Origin of the sequence: Anaerococcus groningensis, from assembly GCF_046365465.1 — a bacterium.
Taxonomy (GTDB): domain Bacteria; phylum Bacillota; class Clostridia; order Tissierellales; family Peptoniphilaceae; genus Anaerococcus; species Anaerococcus groningensis.
This window is the reverse complement of record NZ_JBGMEG010000014.1, coordinates 16,247-30,926: the sequence shown is the minus strand read 5'-3', so window position 1 is coordinate 30,926 and position 14,680 is coordinate 16,247. Positions and strand designations below refer to the sequence as shown.

Annotated in this window: 14 protein-coding genes; 5 read left to right on the top strand and 9 right to left on the bottom strand. The window is 32.4% G+C overall.

Annotated elements, in window-relative coordinates; genetic code table 11:
• Nucleotide 1 precedes the first annotated feature (1 nt).
• Entirely contained in the window at nucleotides 2-355 is a 354-nt protein-coding gene (locus AB9Q04_RS07045; protein WP_410024635.1) for an Asp23/Gls24 family envelope stress response protein, read from the bottom strand.
• Between the two features lie 265 nt (nucleotides 356-620).
• Between AB9Q04_RS07045 and AB9Q04_RS07040 the strand changes: the two genes are divergently transcribed.
• The 5 genes from AB9Q04_RS07040 to AB9Q04_RS07020 are packed head-to-tail and all read left to right on the top strand — an operon-like array spanning nucleotide 621 to nucleotide 4,457.
• Complete coding sequence (locus AB9Q04_RS07040; protein ID WP_410024634.1) at nucleotides 621-1,547, top strand: heterodisulfide reductase-related iron-sulfur binding cluster; 927 nt, start codon at nucleotides 621-623, stop codon at nucleotides 1,545-1,547.
• 56 nt (nucleotides 1,548-1,603) lie between these two features.
• The gene (locus tag AB9Q04_RS07035) at nucleotides 1,604-2,443 is read left to right on the top strand and encodes a rhodanese-like domain-containing protein (protein WP_410024633.1); all 840 of its coding nucleotides are present in this window, start codon (nucleotides 1,604-1,606) and stop codon (nucleotides 2,441-2,443) included.
• Nucleotides 2,444-2,454: 11 nt separating this feature from the next.
• Nucleotides 2,455-3,186: a TVP38/TMEM64 family protein gene (locus AB9Q04_RS07030; protein WP_410024632.1), complete on the top strand. Its 732-nt coding sequence runs from the start codon at nucleotides 2,455-2,457 to the stop codon at nucleotides 3,184-3,186.
• The gene (locus AB9Q04_RS07025; RefSeq protein WP_410024631.1) at nucleotides 3,161-3,832 is read left to right on the top strand and encodes a TVP38/TMEM64 family protein; all 672 of its coding nucleotides are present in this window, start codon (nucleotides 3,161-3,163) and stop codon (nucleotides 3,830-3,832) included. Before AB9Q04_RS07030 ends, AB9Q04_RS07025 begins: the two co-directional genes overlap by 26 nt.
• Nucleotides 3,804-4,457, top strand: coding sequence for a TIGR04283 family arsenosugar biosynthesis glycosyltransferase (locus tag AB9Q04_RS07020; protein WP_410024630.1), 654 nt, complete (start codon nucleotides 3,804-3,806; stop codon nucleotides 4,455-4,457). The genes AB9Q04_RS07025 and AB9Q04_RS07020 overlap by 29 nt, the downstream gene beginning before the upstream one ends.
• Nucleotides 4,458-4,486: 29 nt before the next feature.
• Here the strand turns inward: AB9Q04_RS07020 and AB9Q04_RS07015 are convergent, their stop codons facing one another.
• From AB9Q04_RS07015 to nifJ, 8 genes are all read right to left on the bottom strand, one after another.
• Nucleotides 4,487-5,308, bottom strand: coding sequence for a nucleoside hydrolase (locus AB9Q04_RS07015; protein WP_410024629.1), 822 nt, complete (start codon nucleotides 5,306-5,308; stop codon nucleotides 4,487-4,489).
• A complete protein-coding gene (locus tag AB9Q04_RS07010; RefSeq protein ID WP_410024628.1) occupies nucleotides 5,305-6,228 on the bottom strand; it encodes an ABC transporter ATP-binding protein in 924 nt (307 codons plus the stop codon). Before AB9Q04_RS07010 ends, AB9Q04_RS07015 begins: the two co-directional genes overlap by 4 nt.
• Complete coding sequence (locus tag AB9Q04_RS07005) at nucleotides 6,216-7,004, bottom strand: ABC transporter permease (protein WP_410024626.1); 789 nt, start codon at nucleotides 7,002-7,004, stop codon at nucleotides 6,216-6,218. The genes AB9Q04_RS07010 and AB9Q04_RS07005 overlap by 13 nt, the downstream gene beginning before the upstream one ends.
• Nucleotides 6,988-7,794: an ABC transporter permease subunit gene (locus AB9Q04_RS07000; RefSeq protein WP_410024625.1), complete on the bottom strand. Its 807-nt coding sequence runs from the start codon at nucleotides 7,792-7,794 to the stop codon at nucleotides 6,988-6,990. The genes AB9Q04_RS07005 and AB9Q04_RS07000 overlap by 17 nt, the downstream gene beginning before the upstream one ends.
• Before the next feature lie 26 nt (nucleotides 7,795-7,820).
• Nucleotides 7,821-9,119, bottom strand: a complete 1,299-nt coding sequence (locus AB9Q04_RS06995; RefSeq protein ID WP_410024624.1) for an ABC transporter substrate-binding protein — start codon at nucleotides 9,117-9,119, stop codon at nucleotides 7,821-7,823.
• Entirely contained in the window at nucleotides 9,109-9,552 is a 444-nt protein-coding gene (locus AB9Q04_RS06990) for a C-GCAxxG-C-C family protein (protein WP_410024622.1), read from the bottom strand. Before AB9Q04_RS06990 ends, AB9Q04_RS06995 begins: the two co-directional genes overlap by 11 nt.
• A 1-nt stretch (nucleotide 9,553) precedes the next feature.
• Nucleotides 9,554-11,002 (bottom strand): TIGR04282 family arsenosugar biosynthesis glycosyltransferase, encoded by a 1,449-nt coding sequence (locus AB9Q04_RS06985; protein ID WP_410024621.1) that lies wholly within the window; start codon nucleotides 11,000-11,002, stop codon nucleotides 9,554-9,556.
• A gap of 97 nt (nucleotides 11,003-11,099) precedes the next feature.
• Complete coding sequence (nifJ, locus tag AB9Q04_RS06980) at nucleotides 11,100-14,639, bottom strand: pyruvate:ferredoxin (flavodoxin) oxidoreductase (RefSeq protein ID WP_410024620.1); 3,540 nt, start codon at nucleotides 14,637-14,639, stop codon at nucleotides 11,100-11,102.
• Between the last annotated feature and the right edge of the window lie 41 nt (nucleotides 14,640-14,680).

The following is a 14,680-nucleotide window of genomic DNA, read 5'->3' as shown; positions in this document are numbered from 1 at the left end:
CCTACTCACCAATTCCTTGTACTAAAACATTCACTGCTGAAACTCTAACATTTAGAGATTTTTCTACAGTATACTTTACATTATCAATAATATTTTGGGCTACAACTGCAATTCTTACTCCATAAAGGACAAAGATAGAAATATTTATAGCAATCGTACCATCATCTTTCCTATGTATTTCAACACCTTTACTCATATTTTCAAGTTTTAAGAGTTGATAGATATCATCTTTTGTTGTTTGAGATGCAAGACCCACTACGCCATATGACTCCATAACTGTTGCAGCAACAATATTGCTTAGCACAGAATCATCTATAGTTACCTTGCCAAAATTATTTACATATTTTATAGACATTGTATCCTCCATTTATTCGGACTAATTATATCATAGATATTTGTTATATTATACTATAGTTGTTTTTATTTTGCCTTACAGATATTGACAAATGTGTATTTTGTGTTAATATATAGACAAATATATGACAACATTTTCATAATTGCTCATGCAATAAGTACACTATGAGTTTGACTATATTTTTAAGCTATAAACAAAATTTTAAGATAAGCCGTAGGCTTTAGTACACACTTAAAATTTATAAAACATAATGATAGGAACTTATATGGATTACCTAAAAGTTGTAGAGGACAATTGTATCAAGTGCGGTTTATGTACTGATAATTGTCCATTTTTAAGTAAGTATAATATAAATTTATTAGACTATACTAAAAGAGAAGATTTAGCTTATTCATGCTTTTTATGCAATAAATGTAGTGATGTTTGTCCTAAAAACTTAAATGGCAAATATATATCACTTACCTTTAGAAAAAATAATCCTAAGTACAAGCTAGTTAAATTAAACAAGGAGTCCTACCCTTTTAGGAACTTACCTAAAAAAACTGGATCATCAAAGGATCTTTTATTTCTTGGATGCAATTTTCCAGCCTTTTATCCAGAAACTTCCAAAGCTTTAATCGATTTATTCGAAAACCATGGTTTTACCTTTTCTATAGACTGCTGCAAAAATCCTGTAGCAAGTACTGGTTTTAAAGAAGAACCAAGTAAGGCCTTAGAAGATCAAATTAAAAATCTAGGCATAGATAGAATTGTAACAGCATGCCCTAACTGCTACCACCATATGGCAAAAAAATATGATGCAGAAGTCATTTCTATTTTTAAATGGCTAGAAGAATATGACTATATCAAGGATATAGATACGACTTGCGATGTATTTTTCCCATGCTCAGATAGGTATAATCATGAAATTTTTGAAGTTATAAAAAGACATGCCCCTAACTGGAAGGATAAATTTACATCCACCAACTGTTGTGGAGCTGGAGGACTTGCAAGCAAAAAGGAAAATGAAATAGCAGATGGTATGACTGCTTCTATAAAGAATCAAGAAATTTATACTTACTGCGCTACTTGTTCGATGCGCTTTTCAAAATACAATAAAGTCCACCACTTTGCTTCAGTATTTTTGGGCATTGATGAAGAGGTAAAAACGAATTATTTTAAAAATGCATTAAAAGCTAAATTTTATAATTAGGAGACTTTACTGATAAATTTAATACTAAATTAGAATTTTAAAAATAGGAGAAAAATATGAAAAAAACTAACAAATTACTTACACTTATGTTAATCGGAACTTTTGCCCTTACAGGTTGTGGCAATGATGCTGCTAATACATCTGAACCAGCTGAAACAGAGACTGCAGAAACAGTTGATACTACAGAAACAGAAATTACTGAAGAAGATACAACACCAGAAGAATCAACAGATGTAGATGAAACAGCTGATACTACTGAAGATACTGAACAAGCAGAAGTAAAAAGAATTACAGGTGAAGAACTAGACACTATCCAAGAAGATAATGATGAAAAAGAAAAATATCTAGTAATCGATACACGAAAAGTAGAAGACTACAACGAAGGACACATAAAACACGCCATTACCCTTCCATTAGATGAAATTGATCAAAGAATTGGCGAATTAGATGATTACAAAGATAAAACTGTAGTAGTTTATGGTGATAGCGAAGCAGAAGCTGATGAAGCTTACCAAAAATTAGTAGATAATGGCTTTACAGATGTAGCTTCAGCTGGTGGATATGGAGATTATGATTACACAACAAAAACAAAAGTAACTTCTGTATCAGGACCAGAATTTATCGAACTAGCAAGCACAGGTGATTACACAATAGTTGATGTAAGAGATGAAAAAGATTACAATGAAGGTCACCTACCAGGAGCTATAAATGTTCCAGTGGATGATGCAGAAGAATTAATTAAAACACTACCAACAGATAAACCATTCCTAACTCACTGCTACTCAGGAAATAGATCCTTTAAAGTAGCTGATATGCTAGCAAATGAAGGTCACGAAGTAATCAACTCTCTTGATGGAACAAAAGAATACGACGGATACGATTTATCAGAAAACTAAGGTAGATAAATATGGCACAGAGACACACAGATAAGACAAACCCAGAGGAAGAAAGATTAGAAAAATCTTCCAAACTTGCCGTATTGGTGCCCCTGCTCGTTTTATTGCTAGCTTACCTTATAATTCCTCCATTTAGAAATGGAATTAATAATGCTGTCAAAGCTATTAGTACTGGTGGCTTAAGTGGTGTTATAGAATATATCCGTGGCTTTGGTGCTAAAGCAGCTGTAGTTTCATTTTTACTAATGATTTTACAATCTGTAATTGCACCAATTCCTGCAGTTTTAATTACGCTATCTAATGCTGCTATCTTTGGTTGGGTAAAAGGAGCTATCCTTTCATGGTCTTCAGCTATGGTTGGAGCAGCTCTATGCTTTTTTATAGCAAGATCACTGGGCCGTGATGCAGTTATTAAACTCTCTAGTAAAGGGGCTTTAGAAAATATCGAAGATTTCTTTGCAAGATATGGTAAACACACCATACTTTTAGCAAGACTTTTACCTTTTATATCTTTTGATATTGTAAGCTATGCTGCAGGACTTACATCAATGGGTTTCTGGGGATTTTTCCTAGCTACAGGTCTTGGACAATTACCAGCAACTATTGTGTATTCCTACACAGGTGGAGAACTTGATGGTGGAGCACGAGGAATATTTATGTTTGTAATAATCATATCTATCCTTGCCGTAGTCGTAGCTTTCTTAAGAAAAAGATACAATGAAAAACACAAAACGAATTTATAATGTTATTAAAGCTATCCTAGTGATAGCTTTAATAGTTTGGGTAAATAAAACTATTAATATAGATATCTTGCAAGCAAAGATAGAATCTTATGGTGCCTTAGCACCTATAATCTATATAATTGCCTTTACCATACTACCAGTCTTCCTCTTCCCTACTCTTAGTATAGTAATAGTTGGCGGGACATTATTTGGTTTTTTAAATGGTTTGATATATACCACAATAGGTGTAGCAACAAATACAACTTTGATGTATCTTATATCAAATAAATATGCAAAAGATAAGGTTTATAATATCCTAAAAGATAAACTACCAGACCAGTATTTAAATTTAATTTATACTAAAGATCAAAAAAAACTTATAACCACCTTTATTATATTTAGATTAGTGCCTGCTGTTCCCTATATTTTTGAAAATTATCTTGCTGGTTTAACTGAGATAAAGTTTGTGCCATTTTTGCTAACTACAATAATCTCCGTTATTCCGGGAACCCTTGTTTATTTAAATGTAGGGACAAATATAACAGATGTTGGTAGTAAGGAGTTTATAACTTCTATACTTATTCTAGTAGCCTTTACAGTTTTAACTCTAGTAGCAAAAAAGATATATGATAAAAAACATGGTAACAATAATAATTCCGACCTATAACGAAAGAGAAAATATAGAAAAAATTGAAAATGTTTTAGCAAGTATAAAAGGTAATTATGAAGTAATATTCTCAGATGGTTTTAGTCCCGATGGGACCTATGAACTAATTTCTTATCCAAAGATACAAGAAACAAAATTTAGGTCTAGGCAAATGAATGCGGCAGCAAAATATGCCAAGGGAGATTATTTATTTTTCTTACATTGTGACAGTCTTATAGGCTCTGATTGTGTAAATTTAATAGAAAATTCTAATCTTGATGCTGGCTGCTTCAGCTTAAAATTTGAACCAACTAATCCTAGCTTAGATTTTATAGAATTTTTTTCAAATCTAAGGGTAAAAAGAAAACATATAGCCTTTGGTGACCAGGGAATATTTATCAAAAGAGAAATATTTGAAAAAATAGGCGGTTATAAAGACATCCCCCTTATGGAAGACTATCAATTATCAATGGATATAAAAAAAGCTGGCTATAAACTAAAACAAATTGATTATCCAATCTATACTTCATCTAGAAGATTAAAAAAACACCCTTTAAGAGCAGGATTTTTTATGAAGATCTTACAGAAAATGTATAGGAATGGTTATGATATAGAAATAATAGCTGAGCTTTATAAAAAAATATAAAAGACGAGGTTCCTATACCCCGCCTTTTTTTAATTACTATGTTCAATTACTTGAACTATATATTCCATAGCATTTATATTATCTTTTATTTCTGGCAGATTTACTTTTTTATCTGTCCCATCTACTAAATATCCCCCTAACAAATGCTCATCTAGGACAATATTCTTATCCACATGTATAAAATATTCTGGATTGGTAATGTATAAGGCTGCTAGGGCATCCCATACTACCAGTTTTCTTTCTCCAAACTCATCCATAAATTCATTGGTAAGTCTTTCTAAAGATGATTTTAAGTAATTCATAAATTCACTTTTATATTCTGGTTTTGCTGGAAGTTCATACTTATGCTTCATGCAATTATTTCCAGTTATTATATGAATATTATCTAATCTTTCTAAAGCATAAATAGTTGATAGGTAATCAATGCTTAAGTTTAGCTCATCCATAACTTTTTTATTAAACTGAAGTTCTTTTGTTATACCACCCATAGCTACAAATGATTTTACCTTTTTAGGATCCATACCCAAGGCTAAGGCTTTTTGAGTGTTTGTAGTTGATCCTAATGAGAGAATAATTATATCATCATTTGTTTCAACTTCTTTTTTTATTGCCTCTCCTGCCTGGTGAGAATATAAACCACCTTTTACTAGGGGAATATCTATTTTTAAATCATCTAGCATTTTTTTAGTAGCTTTATAGGTGATATCTTCATTATTGTTGCCAAAGGTTGTGGTAATGAGTCTAACATCTATCTCAGGATGAGCCAGCAAAAATAAAATTGCAAAGGCATCATCTAAGTCACATCCCTTTACATCTATGGTACAATCTGTGTCTATTATTACTTTTTTCATTTCTCCTCCAGTTCTATAACACGATTTATCTTTATCCCTACCCTATCATTTATAAAAAATTCTCTGGGGTTATCTATAAGTAAATTATATTCTCCGGCTACCCTATAAGTAAAATAATCACCCTTATAAGTTTTCTCAATTATTTGATAATCATCTCCAGGGACAATTCCTATATCAGCTTTTTTGATAAGTTTTTTTCCTATTATATTATCTTTAAATATAAATCTAGCGGTGGATAAATTGCCTGGATTATCAAAAATATTTCTAGGGCTATCATAGGCTACAAATTTCCCCTTTGAAAGAATTGCAAGTTTATCAGCTACTTCTACTGCCTCATTTATATCATGGCTTACAAATATAGTTGGAATATTTTGCTCTTTTATAATTTTAAAAGTTTCTCGCCTAAGATTTTCCCTTAAAGTTGGATCAAGGGCTGTAAAGGGCTCATCTAATAAAAGCATTTTCGGTCTTACAATTAGGCTACGAGCTAGGGCAATTCTTTGTTTTTCTCCTCCAGATAATTGGGCAGGATATTTGTCTTTATGGTCTATAAGGCCCACTAAGCTTAAATATTTATCCACTTCTTTTTCTATAAAAGACTTATCCTTACTCTCCATTTTAAGCCCAAAGCCAACATTATCAAATATATTCATGTGGGGAAATAATTCATCATCTTGAAACATAAGTATAAACTTTCGATCCTTCATAGGAGTTTTTGTGATATCGCTATTATTTAGATATATGTTTCCTTTAAAATCATTTATTATTCCTGATAAAATTTTAAGTAGCGTACTCTTACCAGATCCACTATTGCCTACAATAGCAAGGACTTGGCCAGATTTTATATCAAGATTTATAGCATCTAATATTATTTTATTTTTGTATGCCTTACTTATATTTTCCGCTCTTATAGTATCCATTTTTTTCTCCTGAAAATCACTCTAAATATAAGCTCTATTAAAAGTATAAAAATAACATTTATTAGTAAAAATACTAGGCTAATAGCAGATGATAATGCCCTATCTCTTGCTACAAAAAAAGGAAAAGCTACTGTCATAAAGGTTTCTACAAGTCCTGATCCTAAAACTAGGGTCAGATAATATTCGCTAATTGATAGAATAAAACCCATAATGAGAGCTGTTTTTATAAAGGGAGCAAGGATTGGAAAAATTATTTCTTTTCTCACTTCCCTATTCCCTGCACCAAGCATTTTAGATGCATATATCAAATTATCTCCTAAAAATCCAAAACCCGGTTTTATAATTCTTACCGCATAGGGAATGATATAAAGGCTTTGAGCAAATATAATTAGCAAACGTGACCCGCTAATACCTATTTTTTTGAAAAATAATTGCAAACCCAGACCTATACTAGTAGCCCCAATAAGAAAGGGTAAAAATACCGCAAAGCTCATTATACGGTAACCCTTAGTCTTATAAAATATTTTTTTTGCTAGGGGTAGAGCAAGTATTGTTGAAAATGAACTTGATATAGAACCTATCAAAAGTGAATTTAAAATGCCTTTTATAAATTTTTTATCCTTAAGCAAATACTTATAAGAACGCATAGAATAATTTGCAGAAAATAAAATTGGCCAAGGATAATTTTGCCTAAAACTAGTCATAAATAAATCTATAGCAGCAAATATCAAAAACCCTATATAGAGGTATAAGATGAATTTAGAAATTTTTTTCATTTTTACCTACCTCACTTATTATAAGAATTATAAAAGAAACTAATCCTATAAGACTTAAAAATACATTTATAACCAAAGCCTTGGGTTTATAGGAAAAATTATTTTTAGTAAATTCAATATAGGACTTTAAAGCTAGGGTCCTAGGACTAGTTGGACCAATCAAGGCTGGAACTTCGTAAGAGCTTATAGCAAAATTAAATAAAATCAAAAATATTTCTAAAGACTCTTTTTTTATAAAGGGAAATATTATATAAAAATATTCTTGCAAATCACTTGCTCCCAAGTTTTTAGCAGCAGCTAGTTGGTTGGGACTAATACTTCTATAAATTTCTAAAAATACCATAGCGGCATAGGCCCCACCTTTTATAGCATATGTTAAAATAATCCCTAGAACATTTTTACTATAAAATATTTGGATAAAATCATTTGATTCTTCGATAATATTTAACTTGTAAAATATCCTAGCTATAACCCCAGTTTGAGAAAATAGGTTTAAAAGTAAAATCGCTATAATTATATGGGGTAAGATTACTGGTAGCTTTAAATACAGGTCATAGATTTTACTGGTAAATATCCCATATGATAGAAAAATTCCTAAAATAATCGCTAAAATACTTGATATAATAGATATTTTTAAAGAAAAAATAAGGCTTGATATAAAAGTCTTATCTACTAGCACTTCTTTATAAAAGTCAAAGGTAAAACTCTCAAGCCCTACTTCTTTAAAAAGTCCAAAACTGATTAATAGTGACTTACTAAAGCCAATTAGGATTAGTATTATAATTAACACCAATCCTAAATAGCTGAGTAAGTTATCTAGTTTAGTACTTCTTCTTCCCATATTTCTTCAATAAGTGGTACAAGATTTGCTGGCATTTCTGGTATTCTGTGTTCTTCTAACTCTTTTGTAGATAGGGTGTATTCGCCAGATGGAATCTCATCATACATTTTCTTTTGCTCATCAGTTAATTTATCATAGTCAATGATTGGTAAATCACCCAAGGTTTCTGGGTCTGCTTTTGATATTTGTGCTTCTGGTGATAAAATTAAGTTTATAAGAACCATAGCTGCATCTTTATTTGAAGATCCTTTGCTAATAGCTAAAAAGTGAGTATTCGCAATTGTTCCTTTATCAAATACTGCTGTTCTAACATTTTCATTAAATTGACCATCAGCAACTCCAGTTGATGCGGCATTTGGATTATAGCTCATAGCCATGATTAGCTCTCCATCTGCAAACATATTTGTTAAAGTTGGGTTATCTGCAGGGTAAGACTGGCCTTCATTCCATAGGTATGGTTTTAATTCATTTAGATAATCTATAGTTGGTTTTAACATTTCTCTAAGTTCTTCTTTGCTTAAATCCTTATCCATAAAGTCTTCATAACCTTGGATATCAGAAATAATATTTCTAATAAATGCTGAGCCTGTAAAGTCTGGTAGGGATGCGTAAGTTATTTTACCAGGATTTGCCTTGGCAAGTTCTAGTAGTTGATCAGCATTTTTAGGTGGGTTATCAATTTTTGAACTATCATATAAAAATACGAATTGAGCTCCCCCATATGGCGCTTCCATATTTTCAACTGGCTCACCAAAGTCATATTTTATTGCTTCATCTTCCTGGTCTACATAGGCATTGAAGTTTGGGAGAATTTGTGTGATAGGACCATATAGTAAGCCATTATTTTTAGCATTTTCAAAATTTTCCCCATTTATCCAAACCACATCTACATCGCCATCTTCAGAGTCTTTTTCAGCAAGCATTAGGTTAAGAATCTCATCTATATCCATTCCAACACGGTTTACGTCTATATCATAGTCTTCTTTCATTTGCGGGATAATAACATCATCTAACCATTGGTTACGTTTATCATCTCCACCCCAACCATATAAATTTACAGATGTACCCTCAGCTTTTTTAGCTATTTCATCAAAGTTTACTTCGCTTATAACATCACTTGTTTCAGCTACTTCTTTATTTTCTTTTTTTACTTCTACTTCTTCTTGGCTACTTTCTACTGGGGCGTTTTCTTCTGCCACTTGCTCATTGGCATTATTGCTACAACCTGTTAAAAGTCCTAAGCATAGTAAACTAGCTAGGAGTTTATTTTTCATTTGCATCGTACTCCTCCATTATTTTTTCAGTTATTTCTATAGATGAACTTATACATCTACCACACACATCGCTTAATAAATCTTTTTCTAAAGCTTCTTTCATACCCTCTTCAGTATTTACATTAACACCTAGAAGCTTTATACATTTATTACTTTTATTTCTTCCTTCAAACTCATCATCAAGTTTATGGACCATTTCTTCCAATTTTAATTTTCTTTCAAAATCATTTGATCCATATTTTAAACCTAGGGCCATATACGCTCCTGTTAGCGACCCACAAGTTTCTGACTTAAACATGCCCCTTTCAAAGGCGGTAGCAGTTTTCATTGCTAATTCTTCATCCATACCTAAATCATCAGCAAAATATGCAAAAACAGTTTGAGAGCAGTTATATTCCTTTTTTGAAAGTTCTTCCAATTTTTCTTTATACATATCATATCCTATAAAATTTTTCTAGCATATTTAAAAATTCTAAACTTAAAAACCTATTTATCTTTGCTAGGGTATCATCATTACTTAAAAATCTTCCCTTTTCATACTCAACCTTGGCCATAGAACACCAAGATATACCCCTAAGAGAGTTAAACATTAAATACTTATAAAATTTATCATAGTCGACCTGGCGGTATTTTTCGTATATTTTTAAGAAGTCTAGCATTTGATCTTCATTAAGGATGACATTAGTTTTCCAATTTGTAGTTGTTGGTACCAAAAAATGGGCTAGGTCTTGTTCACATTCTCCTATTACAGGTTTTTCCCAGTCTATTATTACTGACTTTTCTCCTATAATAAAGTTTCTATTATTTAGCTCAGTATTTATAATACATGGATTTTTTATATCAGCGTCTAGGCCTGATTTTTTAGCTATATCTAAAAAGTTAATTATTTTCGTTTCTACTTTTGGATTTTTATTTTCATAGCTTTGATAATGGCTAAACATAGCTTCAAATTCTTCATACATAGCTAGGAAAGGTTTATCAGCCCAAATAAAATTATTAAAGTCAGTTTTCAAATTATGGACAGAACTTAGCAATCTAGCTGCAATATCCATATCTTTTTTATAGTCTAAGGGGCTACCTTCAACATATTCCATAGTCATAAAACTTTTTGGAAGATACTTACCTTTTTCATAATAATCGTAAGGCTTTGGAGTTACTTCAGAATTTTCTAAAGTTTTTAAGGCATCATATTCATACTTTAACTGCTGGTCACCTAAGCCAATTTGTGAAGCCAAATTTATCCTTATAACCTTATTTTCTAACCTATAATTTAAGTTATATTCTCCACTTCCCAGTTCAATTATCTTGTCATTATCAAACTCTGCAATTACTAAATCATGGATAGTATCTATATCACGGATAGACTCTAGGAGGTAATAACTTTTTTCTTGTTTATTGATTTTTTCAATAGTATCCTCTAAGACTTTCGGTGTAGAATAAGTTATATCAGAGAAAATATCTATTTTTTCTTTCATAGCAACGAGCCCATAGCCCCCATCCTTACTAGGTGCTAGGATAATATCATAATCATCTAGTTTTATTATAGCTTCTTTTATATGAGTTTTATTTAAATTTTCTAAGTCAGATCCTATTAGTATAACTCTTTCATAGTTATCAAGTTCTTTAAAGATAGAATTTCTCATTTTTTCTCCCAAACCATCGCCGGTTTGAGGAACTTTTTCTCCATCAATAAAAGAAATATCTGTCATTTCACCGTTATAATAGATAACCGACTCTATATTTGCTTCTTTTACTAATTTATAATTTTCTTTTATAAGTTTAACCATCAAATCTAAGCGTTCTTCTTCTGTTAAGAAGTTTTTTAATCTAGTTTTACTATTTGTTAGATTTGGAGCTTTAGTAAAAAAAATTAGTCTATTCATTTTAGTTCCTAAATATATTTTGTTAAAAAATCTATTTTTATTCTTAAAAAAAAATGCCATATTTACATATGGCATTCTTTTAATTACTTATTAATTCTTATTTTCCAGCAAGTCTTTTATATGTTTCGTATCTATCGTTTGCAGCTTTTTCAGCTTCTGCATATAATTCATCTGCTGTTTCTGGGAATGATCTCTTAAGTGAAGAGTATCTAACTTCGCCTTGTAAGAATTCTTGGAATGATTCGGTAGGTTCTTTAGAGTCTAATTGGAATGGATTTTTGCCCTCTTCTGCAAGTCTTGGGTCAAATCTCCATAAGTGCCAGTAACCAGCTTGAACAGCTTGTTTTTCTCTAAATTGTGATTTACCCATACCAATTCTGATTCCGTGGTTGATACATGGTGCGTAAGCGATGATTAGTGATGGACCATCATAGCTTTCAGCTTCTTTAATTGCTTTTACTGTTTGGTTTTGGTTAGCACCCATAGCTACTTGTGCAACGTAGATGTATCCGTATGAAGTCATCATTAGACCAAGGTCTTTTTTACGTACTTTTTTACCAGATGCAGCGAATTGTGCTACTGCTGATAATGGTGTAGCTTTAGATGATTGACCACCTGTGTTTGAGTAAACTTCTGTATCGAATACTAGGATGTTTACATTTTCACCACTTGCTAATACGTGGTCAACACCACCAAATCCGATATCATAGCTCCATCCGTCACCACCAAAGATCCATAGTGATTTTTTGATCATGTAATCTTTTAAGTTGTAGATATCTTTAAGTAGAGCTTTTCCTTCTTCACTATCAACTGTTTCATCTTGTAGGTTAAGGATTTTAGCTGTTGCTTCTTTAGATGCATTTACATCTTCTTTTCCTTCTAACCACATTTTGAATGCTTCATTAAGTGGAGTATCAAGGTTTAAATCTAAGAATGAGTTCATTCTTGTTTCTAGTAGGTATTTGTTTGATTCTGCAGCTAATTTGATACCATATCCGTATTCAGCAGCATCTTCAAATAATGAGTTACCCCAAGCTGGACCCTTACCTGATTCTTGGTTGATTGTGTATGACATAGCTGGTGCACTTGCTCCCCAGATTGATGAACAACCTGTAGCATTTGCTACATACATTCTGTCACCAAACATTTGTGTTACAAGTTTAGCGTATGGAGTTTCACCACAACCTGCACAAGCTCCTGAGAATTGTAGTAATGGTTGTTTGAATTGGCTTCCTTTAAGTGTTTGATCATCCATAACATCTTCTTTGTAGCCAACTTCTTCGTGTGCGTATTCCCAGTTATCTTTTTGTTCTTCAACTTGTTCTTCGAATGGTTTCATTAGAAGAGCTTTTTCTGGAGCTGGACAAATATCAGCACAGTTTCCACAACCTGTACAGTCTAATGGAGATACTTGAATTCTAAATTCGTATTCTTCAAGTCCTTTACCGATTGCTTTTTTAGTTTCAAAACCTTCTGGTGCATTTGCTTTTTCATCTTCTGTTACTAGGAATGGTCTAATTACAGCGTGAGGACATACGAATGAACATTGGTTACATTGGATACAATTTTCCATTTGCCATTCTGGTACGTTAAGAGCAATACCACGTTTTTCGACTGCTGTTGTACCTGATGGGAATTCACCATTTTCTAAATCAAGATCTACGAAAGCTGATACTGGAATATCATCTTCTTTTTGTTCAATCATTGGTTTTAGAATGTTTTTAACAAATTCTGGTAGGTCTTTTTCTTCAGCTTTTACTTCATCTTGAGCGTTTGCCCATTCAGCTGGAACTTCTACTTTTTTAGCTGCTTCTAAACCTGAATCTACTGCTGAGTAGTTCATGTTTACAATGTCATCGCCTTTGTGACCGTATGCTTTAACGATAGAATCTTTTAAGTATCCAACAGCTTCATCAATTGGAAGTACTTGAGATAAGTTAAAGAATGCAGCTTGCATTATCATGTTTGTTCTTGAACCTAGTCCAATTTCTTGAGCAATGTGACTTGCGTCAATGATGTAGAATTTGATGTCATGTTCAGCAAGGTATCTTTTTACATTTGCTGGAAGGTGTTCTTCTAATTCTTCTTCACTCCATGTTGTGTTAAGAAGGAATGTACCACCATCTTTAAGACCTTTTAATACATCGTATTGGTGTAGGTAAGCTTGTTTTGAAAGTGACATAAAGTCAGCTTCATCTAATAGGTATGTTGATTTAATTGGTTCTTTACCAAATCTTAAGTGAGATACTGTTAAACCACCTGATTTTTTAGAGTCGTAGTCAAAGTAACCTTGAGCATACATGTCTGTGTTATCACCGATGATTTTGATAGCTTGTTTGTTAGCACCAACAGTACCATCTGATCCGAATCCCCAGAATTTACATCTTGTTGTACCTTCGTGACGTACTTTAAAGTCTTCTCTTTCTAAAGATGTGTTTGTAACATCATCTGTAATTGAAAGTGTAAATTCATCTTTTGGTTCGTCTTTTCTTAGGTTGTCGTATACTGCTTTGATATCTCCAGGAACTGTATCTTTACTTGAAAGTCCGTAGATACCACTGTAGATTTTCGGAGCGTTTTCAACACCATAGAATGCTGATTTAACGTCTAAGTATAGAGGTTGACCTTCAGCTCCATGTTCTTTTGTTCTATCAAGAACAGCAATTTTCTTAACAGATTTTGGAACTGCTTTTAATAAGTGTGCTTTTGAGAATGGTCTGAATAAGTGAACTTCTACTAAACCAACTTTGTAGCCTTCTTTTGCTAAAGCGTCTACTGTTTCACGGATAGTTTGGTTTACAGATCCCATTGCTACAATTACTTCTTCTGCATCTTCTTGACCGTAGTAGTTAAATAAACCGTAGTTTGTACCGATTAAATCGTTGATTTGGTTCATGTAATCTTCTACTACATCAATGATTTCTGTATATGCTTTGTTTCTTGAAACTGTTCTTTGGAAGAAGATATTTTTCTCAGCTGTACCCATGTGTTTTGGTCTTTCTGGGTTAAGTGAGTGGTTTTTAAATGCATCAACTGCATCAAAGTCTACTAAATCTTGTAATGTTTCGTAATCCCAAACATTGATTTTTTGAATTTCGTGGCTTGTTCTAAATCCATCAAAGAAGTTTACAAATGGTACTCTACCTCTGATAGCTGATAAGTGAGAAACTGGTGATAAGTCCATAACTTCTTGAACAGAGTTTGAACAAAGCATAGCTACACCTGTTTGTCTAGCTGCGTATATATCTGAGTGGTCTCCATAGATAGAAAGAGCATGTGTTGCTACTGTTCTAGCTGCAACGTGGAATACACCTGGTAATCTTTCTCCAGCAACTTTATACATGTTAGGTATCATTAATAATAAACCTTGACTTGCTGTGTATGTACTAGTAAGTGCTCCTGCTGCTAATGCTCCGTGAAATGCTGCTGCTGCACCTGCTTCAGATTGCATTTCTTTAACCATAACTTCTCTATCGAAAACATTTTTACGTCCATTTGATGACCATACATCAATAGATTCTGGCATTGGTGAAGATGGTGTGATTGGGTAAATAGTTGCAACGTCAGTAAATGCGTATGATACGTGAGCTGCAGCGGTATTACCGTCCATAGTCTTCATTGCTCTAGTAATTGTCATTTAGACCTCCTAAAATAATTAATAAGCAATTATCGTTAACA